Source organism: Secundilactobacillus pentosiphilus, from assembly GCF_002217985.1.
Classification (GTDB): Bacteria; Bacillota; Bacilli; order Lactobacillales; family Lactobacillaceae; genus Secundilactobacillus; species Secundilactobacillus pentosiphilus.
Map to the genome: position 1 here is coordinate 18730 of NZ_BCMI01000004.1, position 25195 is coordinate 43924.

Sequence of the window (25195 nt, forward strand, 5' to 3'; positions counted from 1 at the left end):
CGATGTTATACGACCAAATTGCACGGAATAAACGGCGCACGATTTACGTTTTGATTGGTTTCGTCATTTTAGTGCTGGCCATTGGGGCAGCAATCGGGTACGTCTTCTTCGACAGTTACGTTGGTGGTTTAATCTTGGCACTGGTATTTGCGGGTGTCTATGGGGCGATCATGATCGGTAATTCAACCAACATTGTGATGTCGATGAACCACGGCCACGAAATTACTAAAGAAGAGCAGGCCCCGGAGCTGTGGCACATTGTCGAAGATATGGCGCTGGTGGCTCGGGTACCGATGCCGCGGGTGTTCATTATTGATGATCCCAGTCCCAACGCGTTTGCAACGGGAAATAACCCGCAGCACGCGGCGGTGGCTGCTACGTCTGGCATTTTAGAACGACTGAACCGTGAGGAACTGGAAGGCGTCATGGGACACGAAATGACCCACGTGCGCAATTACGACATCCGGCTGCAGACGATTGCGCTGGCGTTAGCTGCAGCGATTACCGGAATGGTTAACTTAGCCGGAAATTTTTTCTGGTGGGGCGGCGGTAGTCGGCGAAGTAGCAACGATAATGATAACGGCGGTGTTCTGCAGATCGTGATGCTGGTGTTGTCGATCGTCCTGGTGATTTTAGGGCCGATAGCGGCTACGATGGCACAGATGGCGTTATCAAGAAACCGGGAATACTTGGCGGATGCCGGCAGCGTGGAGCTGACGCGGAATCCGCAGGGGTTAATTTCCGCACTGCAAAAGATCTCAACCTCGGAACCGATGAAAGAGGCGGATCCAAGTAGCGCAGCGCTGTATATTTCGGATCCGATGAAAAAGAAAAAATCGTTGACCCATCTGTTTGATACTCATCCGCCTTTGGAAGAGAGGGTGGAGAGGTTGGAAAAGATGTAGAGCGCAAAAGGGCTCGGGTAGGTTCCAGAATATAAGCGAATAAGGCAGAGTTCCCTGGGCTTGGGGACTCTGCCTTATTCGCTTATATGGCCGGAACCTGAGCCCCTTTGCGCGTTTCAGCTAGGTAAAAGCTATAGAGGCTTCCCCTGATTTTGGGGGAAGTCCTATTTTATTCGCTTATATGGCAGGAATCAGAGCCTTTTCGCACGTTAAGGCTATGTAAAAGCTATAGGAGCTTCCCCTGAACTTTGGGGAGACCCTTCCGTATTTGCTTACATGGCAGGAACCTGAGCCCTTTTGCGCGTTTCAGCTATGTAAAAGCTATAGGGCTTCCCCTGGTTTGTGGGGGGAGGCCCTATCTTATTCGCTTACATGGCAGGAATCAGAGCTTTTTCGCACGTTAAGGCTATGTAAAAAGATAAAGGGTCTCTGACCTGTTCCCCAAAGTTGAAACAACTTCCCAATTTCCATTCGCCAGCTTCCTAATAAAATGGTAAGATAATAACAATCCAATTAATAAACAATTAAAATTAGAGGTGTTTAACATGACAAGAAAAATTGGTGTAATTGGAATGGGAAACGTTGGCGCAACTGCAGCCCACTATATTGTGGCCAACGGTTTCGCGGATGACTTAGTTTTAATCGATACTCGGGAAGACAAGGTAAAAGCCGATGCGTTGGATTTTGAAGACGCAATGCCGAATTTACCAGTACATACTAATATTACAGTGAACGACTATTCAGCTTTAGAGGACGTGGACGTGATCATTTCCGCAGTCGGCAACATCAAGTTGCAGGATAACCCAAATGACAACCGCTTTGCTGAACTGCCGTTTACTAGGGAAGCCGCTAAGAAAGTGGGTGCTCAGATCAAGGCTTCCGGCTTTCACGGTAAAATGGTGGTGATCACTAATCCAGTGGATGTGATCACATCAATCTATCAGCAAGTAACGGGATTACCTAAGAACCACGTTGTTGGTACGGGAACTTTACTGGACTCGGCGCGAATGAAACGGGCCGTGGCCGCCGAACTCAACATCGATTCGCGGTCAGTCGTTGGCTATAATTTGGGTGAGCACGGGAACTCCCAATTTACAGCATGGTCAACGGTCAGAGTCCTCGGAAAGCCGATTACTGAAATTGCCAAGGAAAGAAACCTTGATCTGGATAAATTAGACCATGATGCAAAAGTTGGCGGTCACGTGGTGTTCCGTGGCAAAAAGTATACGAACTACGGGGTTGCTACGGCAGCGGTTCACTTAGCTAACACGATTTTAAGCGGTGCTGAGACCGAAATGCCGGTTTCTAACTACCGTGAAGAATACGGGACTTATCTGTCGTATCCAGCAATCGTTGGTCGTGACGGTGTCCAAGAACAGCTGCAGCTGGAATTAACGGAAGAAGAGCTTAAAAAACTGCAGGTTTCGGCTGATTATATCAAGACGAAGTTCGCGGAAAGTACGAAATAGGATTTAATGAAGCAAAAGCGGCTGACCCAGTACTGGGCCAACCGCTTTTTGAATTGGCTGAGAACAATTAAATAATATCAGTAGAGATATAGCAGGAAAACTGATATACTAAATCACTTATGACTTAAAACGACGTGGAGGGGTAAAGATGTCAGGGAAAGTAAAACGCGCTATTTTAATTTTAATTTTAAGTGAATTTTTGGTCTGTCTGGGGATTGGCCTGGTTATTCCAGTCATGCCTTTTTTGCGGAACCAGCTTCACTTATCCGCCTTTGACATGGGCGTCATGACGGCACTGTTTTCTTTCGCGCAGTTTATCGCTTCACCAATTATCGGGAAGATTTCTGATCGGGTGGGGCGTAAGCCGATCATTGCGATCGGATTAGCCCTCTACGCGGTTTCAGAAATTCTATTTGCGGTAACTAATCTATTGGGGATGTTTGATTTTGCGCGGGTAATCGGGGGTATTTCAGCTGCCATGGTGTCACCCACTGGGATGGCACTGGCTGCTGACATCACGACTAAACGGCAACGCGCTAAAGTCATCGGCTGGCTGTCAGCTGCCTTTAGCGGCGGCTTGATACTGGGGCCCGGCATCGGCGGCATCCTGGCTGGTATCAGCTACAAGACCCCGTTTTGGTTCGCTGGCGCATTAGGCGCAATCAGTACGATTGCCCTACTGATTTTACTGCCAAAGGATTCTGATATTGAAAAGCCGGCTCAAATTACCGGCCAGAAGGCTAATAACATCATGAACGGTGACTGGCATGATTTACTGATCAAACCAGTTGTCCTACTGTTTATTCTCATTTTAGTGTCGTCATTTGGTCTGCAGGGCTTCGAAAGTATTTACAGTTTGTTTGTAAACGAAGTCTTCCATTTCAGCATTGCAAATATTGCGCTGGTACTGACTTTAAACGGGTTGATTTCACTATTCTTCCAAGTGATGCTCTTCGACCGGCTGGTAGTCCGCTTTAGGGAAACCCGGCTGATCAGGATCTGCTTTTTCTTTGCCCTGATTGGCACCGTGTGGATTATCTTTGCTCATAGCAAGATTGAAGTGGTCATTGCAACGCTGATCGTCTTCACGGCTTTCGACCTGCTGCGGCCGGCCATTACCACATTGCTGACGAAGTTAAGCGCAAAGAATCAAGGCTTGATCAACGGTCTGAACATGTCTTTAACGAGTGTTGGTAACGTGATCGGTCCGTTGATGTCCGGCGCCTTACTGGATATGAATACCCACTATCCGTACGTCGTAGTAGCTGAGTTCCTAGCCGTCTCGTATTTACTAGCGTTTGCTGTTAAAATTAAACCACATCATCTTGCGTAATGGAGGCTCAATGTGAAGAAAGCGGAATTAGCGAGTCAGTTTGTGAGCCAGCATCTGCAGCAGTTTCAATGCCCGGTTTGCGGCGGCGGGATTGCAGCAGTGGCCGATCAAACGGTACAGTGTGAAAATGAACATAGTTTTGATATTTCTAAAAAGGGCACGTTGTTTATGATCAACGCGCCCGTTAAAACGGAGTATACGGATGAGATGCTGCGCTACCGTCAGCAGATGCTTACCGCGGGATTTTTCGAACCGATGCTCCAAGCGGTGTCGGACCGGATCAAACACGGCGGCTTAGTACTGGATGCCGGCTGCGGCGAGGGGACCACTACGAAGTGGCTGGCTCAGCAGAATCAAAATGATGCTTACGTTGGCTTGGACATCTCCAAGCCGGCGATCAACATTGCCGGTTCAGGTACGGTCAGTGCGCCGCAGCCCTTATTTATGGTCGGGGATTTGGCGCAGTTACCGTTTGGTGATCAGCAGCTGACGACCATTGTCAATATCCTATCGCCGGCTAATTATCAGGAATTTGACCGGGTACTGCAGCCCGGCGGCAAGCTGATCAAGGTGATTCCTAATAGTCAGTATTTAAAGGAACTGCGGGCACTTATTTACCCGGCAGGCGAGCACGCTACCTATGATAATTCACCGGTTAAAGACCACTTTATTGCCCACTATGGCCAAGTTGATTTCACGCCGGTTCATTATCAGTTTGACCTCACGCCGGTGCTGTTTAAAGCGCTCTTTGAAATGACGCCGTTAACGTGGCGGGCAGCTGATCGTAAAGCCGCCATTTTAGAGCGGGGATTAACGCATATTACCGCTGATTTTGAAATAGGTGTCGTTACTAATCAATAGGCATCGACAGGCGTCAAAGATTAATAAACGTTAATCTTTGACGCTTTTTTTACACTCTTTTTAAAACTTGTAACGCTAATTGTAAAAACTTTCTGAGAAACGTTGTTTGTTAATGGTATTTTGGACAATTAGTTGCTATACTAAGGGCAAACTTGGGAAAGTTAGACATTATGCTATGACGAAGATTAACTAATGTGCTGAACTTTTCATTGCAGCATCCGTAAAGGGTGGGTGTTGCGGGGTTATTTGAATGCCTTTGGAGGGGGATTATTAGAATGTTAAAGCAAGATATGCAAAAAAAACACGCACGAGTACTCCAAGATAGTGCTCAAGTAAAAGAACATTATAAGATGTATAAGGTTGGGAAAATATGGCTCTTTGCCGGTCTATTCACGGTTTCGATGGGTGCTGGCCTGGCATTTGGTCATCCAGACGCTTCTGCCGATGTGGCAGCGACGACTGAACCAGCGACAAATCAGGTAGCCGCGCAACAAAATAGTTCACAAGCAAAAGAAGCTGTAATCGGGGATAACGCACAGACAGCTAGTTCTAATAGCAGTAACACGCAGGCAGCTACAGGATCGACTGCAACTACACCTGAAAAAAGTCATAATGAAAGCGCTGTTTCGGCAAGTACACAAACATCTGCAGATAATAGCGCACAAGCAAAATCAAGTGCAGCAAGCACAACTGAAGTACAAGCACCAGCGGATAATACCGCGCAAACTAAAGCAAATGTGAATGACACACAAACAGTTGCAAATAGTGATAATCAGGCCAGCTCGAAACAAGTCCAAACGACTAATTTAGGCGATGTGACTGATCAAAGTACGATTAAACAGGCTAAAACTGCCGCAGCTGCAACCTATGCTAAAACAGGAACACCACAGCAGATTACCGCATTATCTGGGATTGAAGAAGATCCTGCGACAACAGCTGATCCGGTACAAGCTGTTAGTGCAATGGTGGAAAATACCACTAAGACGTATGACAATAAAACTAATACACCGGCAACCGTTAACGTTAAATTATCCAGTAATTTAACTGCTCCTACCGGTTGGTTTGTGACAGGCAATCCAGACGAGTATCAGATCGTAATTAATAGTGGTGACCTGGATTTAAGTCAGGTTAATCAAAACGCAGGTACTTATAATATTTCGTTGAGTGCCGATGGTTTAATTCGACTAAATGCGGTCAAAGCTAATCAAGATAAGAATTTGGTTGTGACGACCGCGGATGTCACTGCTGGTAAATTAACAATCAGTAAGGCACCAGTTGCTGCCGGTGCGGTAACCATCATAGATACTTCAAAACTCTATGATAATGATGCGGCCACGGATCCCACTAGTTATAAAGTCAAACTCGCTAGTGGCTTAGTTGCCCCTACTGGCTGGACTGCTAACAGCGATGGTACCTACAACGTCACTGTAGCTTCCGGTGATTTGACTGCTAACATTGGTAGTCAAAAAGTCGGCACATACAAAGTCGCTCTTACAGCAGCAGGACTACAAAAAATAAACGCAGCTAATCCAAATTATGATATTACAGCTGACAAGATTTCAGCTGGCAATTTTAGAATTGCAGATAACACAAAGTTAATTGTTGGTGTCGCTAGAATTTCGACTACAAATCCCACTTTACCTTCAACGCTGACCGTATCTGTTTCTAAGCAAGAAAAGGTACCAGATGACTGGACTATAAATTATAACAATGAAGGTTCAGATAGCATTGTTTACAATGTGCCATTATACAATTTTGATTTTAGTCAAGTTGATACGGGTACAGTAGGACCACATTCAATCAGTTTAACAGACAGCTCTTTAGACACTTTAAATGATCTAAATCAATCGACACCAAATCTGAAAATCTTAAGAACTAATGTACAAGCAGGTGAAGTCCTTGTGACAGCGGATACGGCCAATGCGGCAAAACGTGGTTTATCAACCTTTGGTGCTGGTGGTGCTGCTAATCTGAGCGGAAAAGTTTTGAATGATGGTTCTGGAGTCGATCTGGATCTGACCTTTTTTAGGGGCACACCTGCAACGTTTAATAACTTCACTGATATTGTGATCATTCCAGCTGGTCTGGCTGTTGCTAAAAAGGTTACCTCTACGGTTAATGGCAAAACGGTGACCACCTATACCAAGTCGACTGATCCGACACAAGATATTATCGATCAAGTGAGTGCGGCTATGACTAGTAATGGTGTACCATTCTCAAACTTTACAGTTAAACAGTTAAATAATTATAAGGGTCGTCAGGCATTTGCACTGACATGGGGTACCGTAGATACAAGTGTGAAAAACGATACTGCTTATCCACTTAGCGTTGTGGTAGATCCGGATGTGACGGATGTTACCGCGGGTAAGTGGGGTGACTGGGCTGATGAAAATGATGCCGCCATACTATATGCAACCGACGATAATCAATTTACTCAGGGCAAGTATGTCTTAACCAGTGATGGTTCTTATCCTAATATTCCAGATGTTGCTAATGGATTAGGACTAACAAACGCCAACACACTTGAAGCACCTGGCTATCAAAACCCAATGTGGATTGGTCAATATACAATCAAGCATGTTGATATTGAGGACACTTATAACTTAACCAACGAGGCTGGCCAAACAATTGCGACAGCTGTTACCACTCAGGGTAAGGTTGGTGACACGTATGATCCGTTATTAGTTGTACCAGCTAAATTCACTGCAGCTGATGGCACGCAATATGTTCTGGATCAGTCAAGTATTCCAGCAAGTCAGACATTTAAAGCTACTACTGCAAAATTGGCAGCCGATGCGACTGTTGCACCCGGAATAACTTACACAGCCAAATATAAGCAAGTTGTTGATACAACCGCAACGGCTAATCAAGCTAAAGTCAGCAATCAAACCATCGCCTGGGGTAATCTAGCACCAGCTAGCTATAGAGTTACTTTACCAAGTGGCTTAAAAGCTCCAACTGGCTGGATAAAGACTACCGGTAACACTTATGATATTACTGTAAGTGTCAGTGGTGATCTTGATACTTCATCAATTGATACTGCAGCTGGAACTTATAACATTAAGTTGTCGAAGGAAGGGTTAACTAGGTTAGCTGCGGCAAACCCCGATTACTTGTTCGATAATCAAATCGCCGGAACAGGCACGCTCACCATTGCCGTAGCTCCCGTTAAAGTTACGGTTACAGATACTGCTGGCAATACTTTAAAAACCGTACCAACAATTCAAATTGGCTCGGATACGACAACTAATGGTGATGATGTCACTGTTCCTGGTATTCCAGTTTCACAACTAAACCACATTACCTTTAATTTTGCTGATGATGCAACTAACATTTCACATATCAAAACTATCACTATTAGTGCTGACAAAACCAATAATCAAGCCCTTGGTCATGGCACATTTTATGATGGCCGGCCTGACCAGGATGTTGCTTATACGGCAGAGCAATCCGGTGCCGCAACTCCAGGGGAAGCAGTTGCGAAATTAATTAAGTCTTATAATTACAGTCCAATAATTAGTTTTGATGGAACCACTCCGCAAATCACCAAGGAATTTACTCGGAATTTGAAAACTTTACAAGGCATGACCAGTATCGATGTCGTCTATAACCAAAAGGCATCTGCTACGGTTACTTATGTTGATGATGATAAGGGTGGTAGCGTAGTTCCAAATACGGGCACCACGTTGAATGGCTTTGGTGGTGATGTGATTTCTTACACCGTCACTATTCCAGCGAATTACGTACTAGCAGATGATACTGCTAAGAATCCAACCAACGTTACGCTAACCACTGATGATACGGATAATCTTACCATTCATTTAAAGCACAAGATTGTCAGTGGCACTAAGACAACTAACCGGGTAATCAATTATGTTATTGATAATCCGAGTGCCGAATCTGTACCACAAACGCCAGCGACTGTCACTCAGCAGATTACGTGGAACACGCTAACTGACAAGGTGACAGGCGAGACGGTGTCAACCGCTAAAAAAAATGTTCCGGCAGTCGCTATTCAGCCAATTATAGGCTATACAGCTACAGTTAATGGCCAAACGGCAACCGAAGTTCCAGCATTCTTTGCAGGAGCTGCGAATGCCAATGATTTAAAGAATATGAGTGTAACTGTCACCTACACGCCAAATACTGTGACGGCTAATGTTCAAGTACCAAGTAATAAAGGCAATCAAACCGTTACGGGTGTATCAGGTACGGTTGATAACCACGTTCAAGTGACTGTTCCTGATTTACCAGGTTATTCGAAGGATAAGACTACTGTGCCAGCTACCGTTAATCCAGATGGCACAATTACAGTAGATAATCCACTAACCAGCGGTAAAGTCACTTACACCCCAGGCCCACAAAGTATCAACGTTACCTTCGTGGATCAAGATAAGAATTTATTAGGCACGGTCGAATTGACCGGTGTTTCTGACGGTACCGTTGATTACACTTCGGCGTACCAGAAACAGCAAGGCGTCCTCAACCAAGGCTATACCTTGAAGGATGGGAACAATAACGGCTTAGCAAATGCACCTAAGAATTTCGACCACGATGATAAGAGTACGCCAAACTACGTTGTGGTTCTGTCAAAGATCAATCAGGTGAATGTGACGGTCAACTTGGTTCCAAGTAATGACAAGGGTAAGCCAATTTCAAACACTACACCGACGAAGGTTACCGGTTTGCCTGGCACTACCGTCACAGCTCCGAACGTTCCGGGTTATACGACTTCAACACCAACCCTAACGATTCCAGAAACTCGTGACGATACTGTTAAAGTGACCTACACACCGGACCCTCAAAAGATCAACGTTCATTTTGTGGATGATAAGGGTGCTGATTTAGGGACAACAACTTTAACCGGTGTTTCCGATGGCGATGTAGACTACAAACCAGCTTTCACTGCTCAGCAAGCTTTGCTGAACCAGGGTTACACCTTGAAGAAGGGGAACAATAACGGTTTGGATAGTGCTACTAAGACTTATGACCGTGATGATAAAGCTACCCCAACTTACGAAGTTGTTTTGACAAAGATTAATAACGTTAAAGCGTCATTTACAATCACACCGGTATTGCCAAATGGCGACCCAGTACCAAACAGCACGGCGACGACCGCCCATGATTATCCTGGTACTAAAGTGAATGTTCCAGATATTCTAGGCTATACGCCAAAAACTGATACGGTTACCATTCCAGATGATCGGACACCAGGAACCAACGTTACTTACACCCCGAACACCGTTACGACTAATGTTGATATTCCAAGTAATAAGGGTCCACAAACCGTCACCAATGTGACTGGCAAGACCGGTGATCATCTGACGATAACCGTTCCAACTATTCCAGGCTATACGCCGGATAAGACGACCGTACCAGCAACAGTCAATCCAGATGGTACGATTACCGTAGATGGGCCAAGTGCTAAAAAAGGTGACAAGGGTTACGTGACCTACACAGCTAATGACCAAATCATCATTGTTAACTTTACGGATGATAAGACTGGTAAGGTGATCGGCACGGCGGTACTCAAAGGCAAGACTGACGGCAACGTTGATCGCGGCCCAGCTATTGCCGAAGAACAAAATCTCATGAATATGGGTAAATACACACCAAAGACTGGCTTAAGAAATGAACTAACTGGTCTCCCAGCAACCTTCACGAGTCAATCACAAACCTTTACCGTTCAATTAACCAAGATCAATGACGTTAAAGTGACGGTTAACTTGGTTCCAAAAGATGCGGATGGCAATCCAATTCCAAATACCACACCAACAACGGTTCATAACTATCCTGGTACAAACGTTACGGTGCCAGAAATTCCAGGTTACACACCAACAAATACGCAACTTACCATTCCGCCAAAGAACGGTGACGTTCCCGTAGTTTACACAGCGAACACGCAAAGTGTGAAAGTTAAATATGTAGACGATAATAACAACGGTACTACTGTTGGCACAGCAACGACTCTTACCGGTGTTACGGATGGCAGTGCTACTTGGAATACCAATAATAAACCAGCTGGCTATGACTTAGCTAATGGTCAAGCGGCTTCAGGGTCATATACCTTTGCTGCATCTAATAATCAGGATGTAGTGATTCATTTAACGCATCACATCAGTACGGAAACCATTACTGCAACCCGTACGATTACCTTTAAGGGTAATACAGACGTTGATGAATCGAAATTACCAAGTACAATTGTTCAAAAAGTTAACTGGACGATCAGTACCGATGAAGTAACGGGTGATGTTACCTTCACACCTGATGGCAACAGTAATTACCAAGCAGTGCCGCTTCACTCAATTCCAAGCGATAATCCTGAGATTACTTACGTCCCTGAATTTACGTACGTGACAGCATGGAACCCAGTTAAGTTTACGGCTACCAAGGACGAGTTAAACACGTTAGGAAATCCTGATTTAGGTAAAGATACAACCTTCTTAAATGCGGATGAAACTTACTATTACAATGCGATTGGTGTTGGTGATCCGGCTCAATCAATGCAACGGAACGTTAAATACGTTGATGATGACAATAACGGGGCTGCGGTAGGAACCGGTCAGACAATTAGTGGTCCGGTCGGCAATACCATTAACTGGACGGCGATTGTGCCAGCCAATTATCAATTGGCTCCTAATCAAGCAGGGTCTGGCAGCATCAAGTTGGATACTAACAGTACGGATGTGATTATTCACCTGGTTCATCAAACAACAACTGCGCATGTTACTAGCAGTCGGGTGATCGATTTCAAGGCTAATGACAGAGAAATTGTTGATGAAAGTAAATTACCGCAAACGGTAACGCAGACTATCAATTGGACAATAGTGACGGATAAGGTTACTGGCGCGGTTACCCTTACCCCGGACAAGGATAGCTATCCAGGAATGACATTGAATCCAATCGTAGTCACTGATGAAATTACCTATCAGTCTGAATTTATGCAAGTTTCTCCGATTCCTGTTAGTTCCTTTACAGTAACGCCGGATATGGAAGATTCTTCTGCTGTGAATAAATTACTGGCGGCTATTGCCAATAACGATTTCAGTTTTTTAAACAGCAAGGAAACTTACTACTACAACGCTTACGGTATTCCTGCAACGGGGGCTCAAGGACACTTTAAAGACCAAGTTCCTGATGCGCCATCCGCAAACCAGTACACGATCAACTTCGTTACGCCAAATGGCGATGTTATCGGTCACATGCCATTCGTGGGCAATCCTGGCAATAAGGTTAACGTTTCGACAAATATTCCGAAGGGCTATGTGCTAACGCCAGGTAACGATGGCGTTGTGACTGTTCCGGATAAACAGGATCCTAAGACCCCGATTATCTTTAACGTCACAACACCTGCCGGCGAGGATGCAGATGGTGTCCAGGTTTGGACCAAGGATCAAGTTCCTGATGCGCCATATGCTAACCAGTACACGGTCAACTTTGTTACGCCAAACGGTGATGTTATCGGTCATATATCATTCGTTGGTAATTCTGGTAATCACGTTGACATTACGCCAAGTATTCCGAAGGGTTACGTGCCAACACCAGGAAAAGATGGCAACATCACGATTACTGATACTAATGAGCCGGGTAAACCGATTACCTTTAACGTCACAACACCAGCTGGTCAAGATGCCGATGGTGTCCAGGTTTGGACCAAGGACCAAGTTCCCGATGCACCGTACGCTAACCAGTACACGGTCAACTTCGTTACACCAAATGGTGATGTAGTTGGTACGGCTACGCTGGTCGGTAATCCTGGGAACAAGTTTGTGATTACTGGCAACGTGCCAAACGGTTATACGTTAGTCGATGGTGCAGATGGGGTCGTTGAGATTTCTAACGATCAAAATCCTGCTCAACCGATCAGCATTGGGGTAGTCCCTAATGATTCTTCAGACAACGGTGGCACAACGGATGTTCCTGGCGGCAGTTCAACCGGCGAAGATACCAACGTACCTACTGATAATCCTGAGACAACGATTATTGGTGATGTCCCTAACAACACGGTGGCAATTGGTAAAACGGACAATAATACCGTGACTGGCGGGAAGGCTGATAACAGTAAGGTCGTTACTGATAAGGGTAACGGCACTGCTCAGGCAACTGGTTATGAAGCCAATAGCGGTACGTCAACTGGGCTTGTACAGCAAAGCAGTAACGCTGAAGCTGCTCAAGCAAGTGCTAATGGTGCAAACGCCAATACTGCAAGTTCAAATATCGCCAAGAGTAAGGCAGCAGCTTTACCGCAAACCAATGAACAGCAAAGTGCCAGCGCTTGGGCAATGATTGGTCTTGGCCTCATGAGTATGCTGAGTCTGTTAGGTATTACTAAGAAGAAACGCGAAGATGAGAAGTAATTAGACTAATGGACAGTCTATTGATTCCATGAAAATAGTGTCGATGAGAAAATTCATCGGCACTATTTTTTTGTGAAAAAGCTGGTAATGATAGAGCAAAAATTTTTAAAATATGTATTATAGAAAACTAAGATAATGAGAAAAAGCAATGTAAAAAATGTGAACCATATGAAATTTGTGTTGTATTCAGTTACCGGAAATTGTTATACTATAGGCGAATTATGTGGAATTATTTATTAAAATTCGTAATTAGTTTTCACTAATAGAGCTGATTTCTCATTTCAATATTTGATGTCAAAAATGTTGAAAGTAATTAGGTTTTTAATTATGGGGGGGCAATAATATGTCGAAAAAAGTGATGACAAGACAGCACAATCGCGTATTGCGGGATTGTACGCAAGTTAAGGAACACTATAAGATGTACAAGGTTGGAAAACTATGGATTTTTGCAGGCCTTTTTACAGTTTCATTTGGCGCGGGCATTTTCTTTGGAGAGAGTCAAGATGCACAAGCGGAAGTTACAACGGCTGAACCGACAGCAAGCGAGACTAATTCTGGACAATCATTAACTCAGCAGAAGAGCGTTGCTATTAGTGGTACTACAAAAACAGCTGGTACTACAGCTGCTACTCATGATGTAAAAGCTAGTCCAGAAGAGGGTAGCAATAAAGCCACTACGAATAATTCACAAACTAGTGACCAAGTTGCTGAGCCGGTTAAACCTAGTGAGACGACAACTGGCAAGCAAGTCTCAACTAACCTCGCAACAAATAGTAAAGGTACTTCACAAACCACGGCTCAAACACCACGGTTTAAGACGGCCGTAGATCCAACTGAGACTCAGGGTCAAATTGTCGTTAATACCACTGATGCTAAGGGTAATGCTTCTACTGACCCAACTAAGACCGGTGGGGCCACTCAAGTTGATTTAACTGGTCAAGACGTCCAAGGTCATTTTACAACTGGTGGTTCTAATAGTATTTTGCACCCTACAAATCCGGTAATGCCTACTGTATCTAACGGCGATACTTATCAGCTAACCAACCCAGCTGATGATAATTATGTTGAAAGTGGCATTGTGGTTGCCAATAGCGCGGTTGATTTTAGCAGTAATTTTAGTTTAAAGACGACCGTCAGTGCTGATTGGGATCCGACTATGCTTCATCCTAACAATCCTGCACCACAGCTCGGTGGCGATGGTATGTCTGTTTCCTTCCAGCCAGTTTCTACTACTGAAGCTTTGACAGCAAAAGGTGCTGCTGGCAGTAATCTAGGGTTAGTTCAAAACCCGGCTAATAGCACCGTTTACTCAGATGCTAATACCGGGACAATTAGTTATAATGTTTCTACCGATGCTGGAAGTAAAGCTCCGGTGAATGGCAAGACAAACGAATGGCAAATTTATCAATCAACGTCAGATACGGGAACGCCAACCAGTGAGGTTTATGATACCGGTAAGGGAGTTCCTGGTTATGCGAGAACTTCCGGTAGCATTAGTTACGTTTTTGATGTCAATTATGATGCGGCAACTAAAAAGTTAACCACCAATGTTGAAGATACCGATGGTAATATTCTAAAGAGCTTTACTACCGACATTAACGATGCCCGCACTAAGCAAAACTACATTTTGGGCATTACTGGTTCAACTGCGGCTTCTAAAGCACATTACGTTGCTGCTATTAACGACTACAAATATACCCCAGCAGATGCTAAGTTGGACATTACTAGCAATACTACCGTGGCTCAACCAAACATTGTGGGCACGCCAGGTCAAACCATTGCCTTTTATAACGGCAACGATCCTAAACCAACGGTAGACGGCAATAATACACCAGTTTCCGTTGCTTACGCAGTCCCAGAAGTTCCAGGCTATACATTTACCACGCCGCAGTTTATTACTTTAACAGCTGGTGGTACTAATTCGATTAAATTAAACTATCAAGTTGCTACAGCCAGTGCAATGGTCAGCTTTAAGAACTCAACGACTGGTCAAGCATTACCAGCTACTGACAATCTGACAATGAATGGTAACGTTGGAGCCGCGCCAACTACTGGTACTGCGATTACAATTCCGGCTGGTTATAAATTAGATACTACTAAAACGTTACCGGCTTCAATTACTAAAGCTAGCGATAGTTCTTTAACTTACACCGGTAAATTAACGGCTGATGACACTGACAATGCCGTGATTCCCGTCGTTATTGCTTACAGTGCCGCAGTTACCAAGACTGTAACCGAATCGATTGGTTATGAGGATAGCAATGGTATTGAAGTTGCGCCAGGATTTAAAGCAGCTAATCCAATCACCTTCGTAACGGTTACTAATCCAGTTGATCAAAGTACTGTGGTTTATTATACGACTGATAAGGTGCCCGCTACTTTAATCGTTAATAATGATGGTACCATTACTGGTTTCACTAAGGGTGACAGTGCCAGTTTTAAAGCAGTTCCTGATCCAACAGTTGACGGCTATTACGTTGCCACAACCAATGACCCGGCTAATGATTTAAGTCAGACAACCGCGCAGACCGTTACCCCTAATAGTGACAACGTCATGATTACCGTGATCTATAAAGTTGCTACGCAGACGATGAAAGTTGAATTGATTTATCCTAATGGTAATGTTGCTAATACTTGGACGACCACTGGGCTTTCTAATAAGACAATCACCTATGATAATGCGGCTATTTTAAAGTTAGTGCCTAAAAATTACACAATTCAATTTGATCCTAATAAGCAAACTATTGAAGAATTAACGGATGGCTTTGCTAAGGACTTTGATACAGATGCTAAGACTACCCAAGTTGAAAAGATTTATTTGGCTGACGCACTAGGGGCTGATAGTAAAACGACCACGAGAACCATTCACTATGTTGATGGGAACGGCAATACTATCAAACCAGATTCAGTTCAAGACCTTACTTGGACCGCACCAAAAGATCTCGTAACTAACAAAGATGTTGATATTTTTAATCCAATTGGTTACTATCCAGCTCAAACTGCCCCAACTATTTCCGGTTACACTTATAAGTCCGGTATGGTAGCTGACGAAAATCCAATGCCTACAGATACTCCTGATAATGCTAAGGATGTTACCTTAACTTATACGGCTGATCCTCAATCAATCAATATTCAATTCGTTGATAATGATGGCAACAAGCTGGGTGACCCAACGCCTTTGACCGGGGTCACGAACGGCAACATTGACTTGAAGCCCGCGATCACGGCTGAACAAGCCTTAATCAATACTGGTTATACACCAGCCAAAGGCAATAATAACGGTTTAGTCAGCGTTCCAAAGACCTTTACTGATTATGGTAAAACACCAACTTATACCGTAGTTTTGAATAAGGTTGAAAATGCAGAAGCTAACTTAACGATGACTCCAGTAGATAAAGACGGTAATCCAATTCCAAATACCACGCCAACTACAGTTAGTGGCAAACCAGGTACTGATGTGGATGTACCCAATGTTCCCGGTTACACACCGCAGGGCTCAACTACTAAGATTAATACCCCAGTACCGGATGGAACTACTGTCGGCACTGACGGTCACGCTAATCCACCAGCACAACGTGGTACTAGCACGAATATCACTTATACTGCTAACCCGCAATCCATCAAGGTTCAATTTGTTGATGAAAACAATACTGATTTAGGTGACGTTACTTTAACCGGTGTTACTAATGGTAAGGTTGATTTGAAGGACGCCTTTACCAAACAACAAGCAATTCTAAATCAAGGCTTTACCTTAAAACCTGGTAACAGCAATGGTTTGGCTAATGTTACCAAGACCTTTACGACCATTGGCAAGACACCACTTTACGTTGTGGTATTAAGTCACATCCGTGGAGTTGAGCTTAATAAAGTTCCAACGGATAATGTTCCTAGTGCTAAGCAATACACGATTAATTTCGTTACCCCCGACGGTTCAGTCGTTAAAAAGACCGGTTTTGCTGGAAATGACGGTAATATTTACAACTTCAAGACCGATATTCCAACCGGCTATGTTCTAACCCCCGGCAAGACGGATACCAACATTACCGTGCCTAAGGGTTACGATCCCAAGACCCCGTTCGTAGTTAACATTACTACCCCGGCTGGACAACCCAATGACGGCATTCAAACTTGGTTTAAGACGGCGCTACCAACCGACACCCCATCCGCTAACACGTATCCAATTGATTTTGTTACTCCGGGTGGTGACGTGGTCGGTCATACCACGGTTACCGGTAATCCTGGCAACAACTTCAATGTAACACCGAATATTCCAAAGGGTTACGTACCAACGCCTGGCAACGACCAAATTATTGTTACTGTGCCACCAAAGCAAGACCCGAAGACGCCGATTAACGTAACAGTCACAACTCCCGCTGGTCAAGATACTGACGGCGTTCAGGTTTGGACGAAAGGTGAGGTCCCAACCGGTAACGTGCCTAGTGCCAACCAGTACACGATTAACATTGTTACAACAAGCGGTACCGTAGTTGGTACGAAGACTGTGGTAGGTAACCCCGGCAACATATTTGATGTCACTGACAAAGTGCCAAACGGATATGTTTTAGTCAATAATGATGGGCACGTTACAATTCCTAATGGTCAAGATCCTCAAAAACCAATTACGGTTTTGGTAGCGGAACCCGATAATGTTGGGCCAGCAACGGATGTTCCCGATGGTGGTTCAACCGACGAAGATACTGGTGAGCCAACCAATCAGCTTACTGACGAGCCTTCTGATAATAGCCAAAAGACAGATACTGATAACAATACAGTCACCAGCGGTAATCACTCTGGTAACAATACGACTGATGACAATACGGTTAGTCGAATTAGCGGTGCTTCAACTGGACTAACTCGTCAAAGCAGTCGTGGAGAAGCTGGTCAAGCACAGCAGACAGCAAGTATTAATAGTGCAAACTCAAATGTTGCTAGTTCAAATACCGCTAAAAGCAAGGCAGCAACGTTGCCGCAAACCAACGAACAAAGTGCCAGCGTTTGGACAATGATTGGCCTCAGCCTCATGAGTATGTTGAGCATGTTAGGTATTACTAAGAAGAAGCGTGAAGACGAGAAGTAATGAGTGTTTCACGTCAAGCTTTAGCGTTAACGAAAATAGTGTTGATGAGTTGATCATCAGCACTATTTTTGTTTCCAATGGACAATCTAAAAAGGAGTCATCCAATATCGGATCACTCCCTTTTTAAGTAGATAGCGTGTTGATCTAATGATGAGTCACGTAGATATAAAGTGTCGTCTTCGAATAGCCCAGGTCAAAATCAATGCCATTGGAACGAATGGTACTGGTCGTTGTTTGACTGCTATTTTGCTTGTTAGCTTTATTTTCAAAGCCCTTTAACACGGTTTTGGTATTGGCACCGACACTGCCCGTTAAGACGGCTAATTCGGTCATGAAAGTTCTGGCAGCTTTTTTGGACTTTAGTGATGAAGTGGGGACCATCAAGGTAGCCCCGATAAGCTGCCCATCATCAACGTTCCCGCGAACGGTCGCGGTCGAAGTCTTTTTCAAGTTGTAAACGCCGGTCCGTGCCTTGGCGGTAATCGTGTCATCGGCAACTTGTTTCTTGGCCTTGGCTAAAGCCGGAACCAAAGCTGCCTGCGCCTGTTTCAGCTTAGCACCTTGGGTCCGCAGTTTCGTACCCTGTTCGGCTAATGAAGCTAAAGTCGCCTGTGCGGAGGTGTCGCCAGCTTTTAACTTAGCTTGAGCTGCCTTGGAATCAGCCTTTAACTTAGCTGCTTTTTGCTGTATTTGAGCGCCCTGCTTTTGCAATTGCATGGCCGTTGCCTGATCCTTCTTAGAGAGGGCGGTGCCCAGCCAAGCTTGGTTGTAGGCTGCGGTGAACTTACTATAGCTCATGATTGCCGGGCTTCTTTTGATCACCGTTGAAGCGTTGCGACCGCCAGCAGTGAGCTTGACGGTTTGCTGGTATGGCTTAGCCGGCAAGGTAATGGCGTAACCGCCATCGTTTACTGGCTGGGTCTTCTGAGCACCATTATTAATGCGGTACCGCACTGCCTTTTGGTTACTGTGGCCCTTAATAACGGCAGTCATGCCGCTGGGGGCATAACTTTTATGGGCAACGGATAACGATACCTTGCCGCAGCCTGCTAGCACCATGCTGAGAAGGGCGGCAGATACGATCAAACTGATTTTTTTCATCTTTACGTCCTCCTAACTGTATGAGATGCCTTCGGTAAATTGACTGTTATACAGATCCGCGTAGAAGCCGCCCTTCTTGAGCAGGCCTTCGTGGGTGCCCGTTTCAACGATTGAACCGTGATTCATCACAATGATGTTATCAGCGTTTTGAATCGTGGACAGTCGGTGAGCTACAACGAAACTCGTCCGGCCCTTAAGCAGCCGGCTCATGGCGTGCTGGATCTGGACTTCGGTCCGGGTATCGACGGAACTGGTGGCTTCATCCAAAATGAGGATTTCCGGATCAGCAACAAAGGCTCTGGCAATGGTGACTAACTGCCGCTGTCCTTGAGAGATGTTAGAAGCATCTTCGTTTAAGATCGTGTCGTAACCGTTCGGCAACTTACGGACGAATTCGTCCACGTGAGCTGCTTTGGCGGCGTTGATAACTTGTTCATTGGTGGCGTCTTCGCGACCGTACTTAATGTTATCGAAAATACTGCCGGTGAAGAGCCAAGTATCCTGCAGTACCATGGCAAAGTGTGAACGCAAATCTTCACGATCCATGTTTCGGGTATCCTTGCCATTTAACAGGATGGCACCGCCCTTAACGTCGTAAAAGCGTTCCAACAGGTTAATGATGGTCGTTTTACCAGCACCAGTCGGTCCAACAATGGCGACTTGCTGTCCTGGCTTGACGGTCAGGCTGTAGTCTTTCATCAGCAAGTCTTCGTTGTCATAGCCAAATTGAACGTGATCCATTTCCAATAAATTGTCGGTTTGCTTAACTGGTGTGTCAGTTGAAGTATCCTTCATTTCTTCTTGATCCAGAACGTTGAAGACCCGTTCTGCTGAAGCAATGGTGGATTGGATGGTGTTCATCAAGTTAGCCAGTTGTGAAATTGGCTGTGAGAATTGATTGGTATATTGCAGGAAGGCCTGGACGTTCCCAAGGGTAATGTTACCGTTAGCAACTGAAATCCCACCGATAATGGCAACAAACACGTAGCCAATGTTGTTTAAGAACATCATCAAAGGCATGATCACACCAGAAATAAATTGGGCTTTCCAAGCGGACTGGTAGTAGACGGTGTTTTGCTTTTCAAAGGAAGCAATGGTGTCTTTTTCCTTGTTAAAACTCTTCAAAACTTGCTGGCCAGAGTAGTTTTCCTCGACTTGGTCGTTCATCAGGCCCAGACTCTTTTGCTGGCTGGCAAAGAACTTCTGCGACTTGGGTGCCACAATGCCGACAATGACCAAGCTTAGCGGAATGGTGATCAGCGCGATCAGCGTTAATTTCCAGCTAATGGTCAGCATCATCCAAAGGGTCCCAATGAAAGTCACCGTTGATGTGACCGCTTGCGTCAGGCTTTGTTGCAGGGTGTTGGCGATGTTATCCATATCGTTGACCGCCCGGCTCATGATATCTCCGTTGCTATGGGTGTCATAGTAGTGAATCGGGACGACCCGCATCTTTTCCTTCATCCTTCGCCGGAGTTTATAGACCGTCCTTTGAGAAATTAAAGTCATGATCCATTGCTGCAGGAAGCTGAAAACGGCTGAAGCGAGGTACATCAGCCCCACAATGATAATAATGTGAATAATTTTGTCGTAGTTAATGGGGAGGTGAGTGAGGTTGAAGCCGGCCTTTTGCTGGGACTGCCCCTTCATGACACCCTTAAAGATCTCCGTAGTGGCTTGCCCTAAAATTTTAGGGGTCCGAATCTGAAAGATGACACTGGTAATCGCAAAGATCAGGACTAAGATCAGGCCAAAGATCCGGTCGGCCATGTAGCTCATTAACCGGCGAGTCGTTCCCCAAAAGTTCTTCGGCTTTTCAACGAGACCTCCTGGACCATGATGACCGCCACCGCCAACGTGCGTCGGACGGGTAGGTCGTTTTGATTTAGAATCAGCCATTATTCAGCGTCCCCCTCTCTGATTTGTGACTTGATGATTTCTTGGTAAACTTCATTTGTCTGACGAAGTTCGTCGTGGGTACCCTTACCGACTAACTGACCGTTATCGAGAACGAGGATCAAATCGGCATCGGCCACAGTCGCAATTCGTTGCGCGACGATGACGGTGATGCTCTTTTGAATATGTTCATCCTGACGTAACTCGGCTCGCAGATCAGCATCGGTCTTAAAGTCCAGCGCTGAAAAGGAGTCATCAAAGACGTAGATGGCAGCTTGCTTGACTAGAGCACGGGCAATGGCTAATCGTTGTCGTTGACCGCCGGAGAAGTTACCGCCGCCTTGTTCAACGTACATGTCAAGGCCATCGGGATCTTCTTCAACGAATTGACGGGCACGGGCAATTTCCAAGGCGTGCCAGATTTCATCGTCGGTAGCATCCAGTTTTCCGTACGTCATGTTTTCACGTAGGGTACCGGTAAATAAGGTGGCTTTTTGCGGTACTAATGAAACGGCATCCCGAAGTTTTTCCGGTGCAATCTCGGTGGTGTCGAGACCATCGATTTTAATTTGCCCTTTTTCAATGTCGTAAAAACGCGGAATTAAATTAATTAACGTCGTTTTTCCGGAGCCGGTACCGCCAATAATAGCCACCGTTTGGCCACTCTTGGCGCTAAAATCAATGTCAGTCAAGGCAGGCTTTTCAGCGTTCAGATAACGGTAAGAAACGTGGTCAAACGTTAAGGTATGCTGTGCTTCAACTGGGAGGTCCTTAGGCTTGTCTGCAACCTTCATTGTGGACTTCAAGTCAAAGACCTGTTGAATTCGTTTAGCAGAAGCCTGGGCACGCGGAACAAAAATCAGTACCATTGACAGCATCATAAAGCTCATTAAAATTTGCATGGCATAAGTCATGAAGGCAATTAAATTACCAACTTGCATGGCTTGATTACCAATTAAGCGAGCACCAAACAGGATAATGGCGACGTTTGTCCCGCTCATGATCAAGGTCATAACGGGAAAGGCCAGTGCCAGCAGGGTGTTGACGTTAATGGCGTTTTGCGTGTAGTCAACGTTGGCATCTTCGAAACGGTCCTGTTCAAACTGGTCTTGTCGAAAGGCCCGAATGACCCGCACACCCGTTAAACCTTCACGGAAGATACGGTTGATCCGGTCGGTTTTCGTTTGCATCGCTTGAAACATGGGCATGGCAAACTTTAGCATGATCCCCATAAAAATAGCTAATAATGGCAGTGAAACTAAGAAAACCAAGGTTAAGGTGTGGTTTTTACTATAGGCTAAAAAGCTGGCACCAACTAACATGATGGGAGCCATGATCATCATTCTTAACATCATGATAGCCACGTTTTGAATTTGAACCACGTCGTTAGTGGTCCGGGTAATTAATGATGAAGTTTCAATTTGATCGTATTCATCGGTAGAAAAGTTCATGACTTTTCGGTAAATGTCACTGCGCAGGTTTTGCCCGAGCTTTTGTGAGGTTGTCGAAGCCAAAAAAACGTTACAGACAGCGGCCACAATGCTAAGCAATGAGAACCCGACCATCTTCATACCGACTTTCCAAATGTAACTGATATTGCCTGTTGCAACCCCGTTGTTAACGATATCTGAGGTTAAACTTGGCAGGTTCAGGTTAGCGATAACCTGAATGGTCATGAATATAATCGCACCGAAAACGGCAAGATAGGAGACACGACCCTTGGCAATTTTGAGCATTGCATAATCTCCTTTCGTATGTGCAAAACAAGTACGTGCAACGAATAATTGTACACCAATTTGACCCAAAATCACGCAAAAAAGTTTGCTTTTGGGGAGATGTTAGCTGGCTGTCATTTTAAGTTGCAATTAGGAACGTATGTTCGTATAATGGGAGTAACTTAAACGCGGGGGTGGCCGATAATGTCAGATGAAAATAACGTGGTGATTCATTTGCCTCAATCCGTTGATATCAACGAGTTTGCTCATATTTTAGAAACGGCTTTTGAGGCGCACGGCATTGAATCCTATCAGGTGAGTTATCAGGTGCACCAAAAGTAGCTAAAGTACCATATCGCATATTTAATTTTAACCTTAAATAAAGCTTAAAGCGGGTATCCTATTGGGATATCCGCTTTAAGCTTTATTGATGTTAGAAGCGTTTTTATTATCGTTGATCAGCTGGCATTTCGTAAATTGCGCGTGGGCCGCCAATCAGTTTTGGTCGTGATGTTAGAAAAGTGGTGTGGGCAGAACCGATTTCCTTAACGGAGGTTTTAACCGGGATCTGAACCCAACGGACGTGCATACCGATTTGCGTGTCGCCAATATCCATGCCGCCATCGGCCACGATCCGTTCAACTTCAACGGGATCTTTGAAAGCCTTGTAAGCAGCTACTTGACCAGCACCGCCGGCGTGAAGCTGGGGTACCACGGAGACAATTTCATAGCCGCGGCGAACAGCAACTTCCCGTTCCAGTAAAAGCGCCCGGTTAATGTGCTGACAGCCTTGAACAGCTAAGTCGACATGGTGATCTTTTAGAATTGGCAGTAACGTGTTGATCACCGTATCGCCAACCTCTTGACTCGAATTTTGTCCCATCCATGAACCTAATACCTCGCTGGAACTAAAACCAAGAACAAACAAGCCGTTTTCTGGCAAGGTTGCTTGATCAAAGTATTCATTAAGAGCAGTTGTCAATGAGGTCTTAATATCTTCTGAAGTCATGATCGTTTCATACTCCTTTCATTCGTATGTAAAGTACTTATTTATCATACCCTCATAGGAAGTGAATTACAATTAGCAGGCCTCAGAAATGACTAATCAGGTCGGGGTAGTCAAAAAGTAAATTCGGGCATTTTGCCGGTCGCTGGGCTTCAATGTATGGTACATTATTGTTATGAATAATTTATTCTTAATAATAAGATAATTCTTGGGGGGATCATGAAATGGCAGAGGAACTTAAGTACTGTCCGAATTGCGGTGCCGAAGTGGCCGCAACGGATGAATTTTGCGGTAAGTGCGGCTTTGATCTGAAAGCTTTTCGGGCAAAACAAACACAGCCTAAAACAGCATCGGTTCAGCCTGCGGAAGCCTCAGAAAATTCTGCACGACTGACGGCAGCTGCTAAAACCAAACGGACGACGGGACGAAAGCATCGGCGACGGTGGCCGTGGATTTTGGGCGGGTTCGTTTTCTTACTGGTGGTTTGTTTTATTGGCGGTTCTTGGTATTACAGTAAGAGCAACCAGGCGAACCGGCTGGCAACCGCGGTCACTTCAACGGATGACGATGATATTGCGGCAGCCGTGTTAGACGATGACGGTCAGAAGGTCGACGATGATGCCGTTAAACCCCTGCAGAATCTCTATGAAAGTGATGCCGATGCCAGGGATTCGATCAAGTTAGCAGTTAAGACGATGGACAGCAGTCAGGCACCGTTTGAAATGGTTAAGGACGGGCATTATTTCCTATTTACCCGCTATGCGCTGCGAGCTAAGGACTTTCATTTGACCATCAAAACCAACGTCAAGGATGCCACTGTGACGGGGACTGGGGATTCGCTGTCGGCCAAGCCGGTCAGCGGCGGCTACACGGTGGATAATCTCTTCCCAGGACGCTATAATCTGCAGATTGCGGGGAACGTTTCCGGCAGCAGTCAAAGCGTCACCAAGTTACTGCCTTCCATAGACGTTTATAAACAGTTGGATAATACGGTCAGTTTGAAGGCTAAGGCACCCCAGACGACCGCTGCACCGGCACCTGTAACACCAAATAAGAGCAGTGATCAGTCCAGTGACAGCAGTAATGACAGCGATGGTTCAACGGACTATTCCTACGATACCTCACTGCGAAACGACAACACGGATGACGACATTTTAATCGGTGATTGGCGCAGTAACGTTGGGACCTGGGAGTTTAGTGATGATGGGACTTACGAAGGCGAGGATACCAATGATAATGACTTAAGCGGGAACTGGGAAGTCGTTTACCACAAGGGAAATTATTGGAACATCAAGTATGACCATGATGATGGTAAAACCGATGTTGAACCGTATCGTTACGAACACGGTCAGCTCGTCCAGTGTCAGTTAAAGATTCATTGGCACGCAGATGACTAAGCGAAGGCGTTATTGAAAAATTTCATTAGACAACTAGGGTGCTGAAGCAATTGCCTCGGCACCTTTTTGTCATCGTTT

At 45.1% G+C, this 25195-nt stretch carries 12 protein-coding genes; 8 read left to right on the forward strand and 4 right to left on the reverse strand.

What is annotated here, in order from left to right; genetic code table 11:
* Window positions 1–2: 2 nt before the first annotated feature.
* The 6 genes from htpX to CES81_RS02835 all read left to right on the forward strand — a co-directional run bounded on the left by htpX (window position 3) and on the right by CES81_RS02835 (window position 18002).
* Window positions 3–905: a zinc metalloprotease HtpX gene (htpX, locus tag CES81_RS02810; RefSeq protein WP_089120589.1), complete on the forward strand. Its 903-nt coding sequence runs from the start codon at window positions 3–5 to the stop codon at window positions 903–905.
* Between the two features lie 545 nt (window positions 906–1450).
* Window positions 1451–2374 carry an L-lactate dehydrogenase gene (locus CES81_RS02815; RefSeq protein ID WP_089120590.1) on the forward strand — a complete coding sequence of 308 codons (924 nt, stop codon included), beginning with the start codon at window positions 1451–1453 and terminating at the stop codon, window positions 2372–2374.
* A gap of 148 nt (window positions 2375–2522) precedes the next feature.
* Complete coding sequence (locus tag CES81_RS02820) at window positions 2523–3707, forward strand: MFS transporter (protein ID WP_089120591.1); 1185 nt, start codon at window positions 2523–2525, stop codon at window positions 3705–3707.
* Window positions 3708–3719: 12 nt separating this feature from the next.
* Window positions 3720–4568, forward strand: a complete 849-nt coding sequence (locus tag CES81_RS02825; RefSeq protein ID WP_089120592.1) for a methyltransferase domain-containing protein — start codon at window positions 3720–3722, stop codon at window positions 4566–4568.
* 275 nt (window positions 4569–4843) lie between these two features.
* Window positions 4844–12925 (forward strand): MBG domain-containing protein, encoded by an 8082-nt coding sequence (locus CES81_RS02830; protein ID WP_089120593.1) that lies wholly within the window; start codon window positions 4844–4846, stop codon window positions 12923–12925.
* Window positions 12926–13268: 343 nt separating this feature from the next.
* Window positions 13269–18002 carry a mucin-binding protein gene (locus CES81_RS02835; RefSeq protein WP_089120594.1) on the forward strand — a complete coding sequence of 1578 codons (4734 nt, stop codon included), beginning with the start codon at window positions 13269–13271 and terminating at the stop codon, window positions 18000–18002.
* 144 nt (window positions 18003–18146) lie between these two features.
* Here CES81_RS02835 and CES81_RS02840 read toward each other — a convergent pair whose 3' ends face one another.
* From CES81_RS02840 to CES81_RS02850, 3 genes are read right to left on the reverse strand one after another with little or no spacing between them, the layout of a single operon-like run.
* Window positions 18147–19103, reverse strand: coding sequence for an HlyD family secretion protein (locus tag CES81_RS02840; protein ID WP_089120595.1), 957 nt, complete (start codon window positions 19101–19103; stop codon window positions 18147–18149).
* 12 nt (window positions 19104–19115) lie between these two features.
* Entirely contained in the window at window positions 19116–21002 is a 1887-nt protein-coding gene (locus CES81_RS02845) for an ABC transporter ATP-binding protein (RefSeq protein WP_089120596.1), read from the reverse strand.
* Window positions 21002–22735, reverse strand: a complete 1734-nt coding sequence (locus CES81_RS02850; protein ID WP_089120597.1) for an ABC transporter ATP-binding protein — start codon at window positions 22733–22735, stop codon at window positions 21002–21004. The genes CES81_RS02845 and CES81_RS02850 overlap by 1 nt, the downstream gene beginning before the upstream one ends.
* 183 nt (window positions 22736–22918) lie before the next feature.
* On the opposite strand from CES81_RS02850, the gene CES81_RS13450 reads away from it, so the two are divergent.
* Window positions 22919–23056 carry a hypothetical protein gene (locus tag CES81_RS13450; RefSeq protein WP_179211643.1) on the forward strand — a complete coding sequence of 46 codons (138 nt, stop codon included), beginning with the start codon at window positions 22919–22921 and terminating at the stop codon, window positions 23054–23056.
* A gap of 106 nt (window positions 23057–23162) precedes the next feature.
* Here the strand turns inward: CES81_RS13450 and CES81_RS02855 are convergent, their stop codons facing one another.
* The gene (locus tag CES81_RS02855) at window positions 23163–23723 is read right to left on the reverse strand and encodes a TIGR01440 family protein (RefSeq protein ID WP_089088637.1); all 561 of its coding nucleotides are present in this window, start codon (window positions 23721–23723) and stop codon (window positions 23163–23165) included.
* Between the two features lie 221 nt (window positions 23724–23944).
* Between CES81_RS02855 and CES81_RS02860 the strand changes: the two genes are divergently transcribed.
* Window positions 23945–25117, forward strand: a complete 1173-nt coding sequence (locus CES81_RS02860) for a zinc-ribbon domain-containing protein (RefSeq protein ID WP_089120598.1) — start codon at window positions 23945–23947, stop codon at window positions 25115–25117.
* Window positions 25118–25195: the final 78 nt, after the last annotated feature.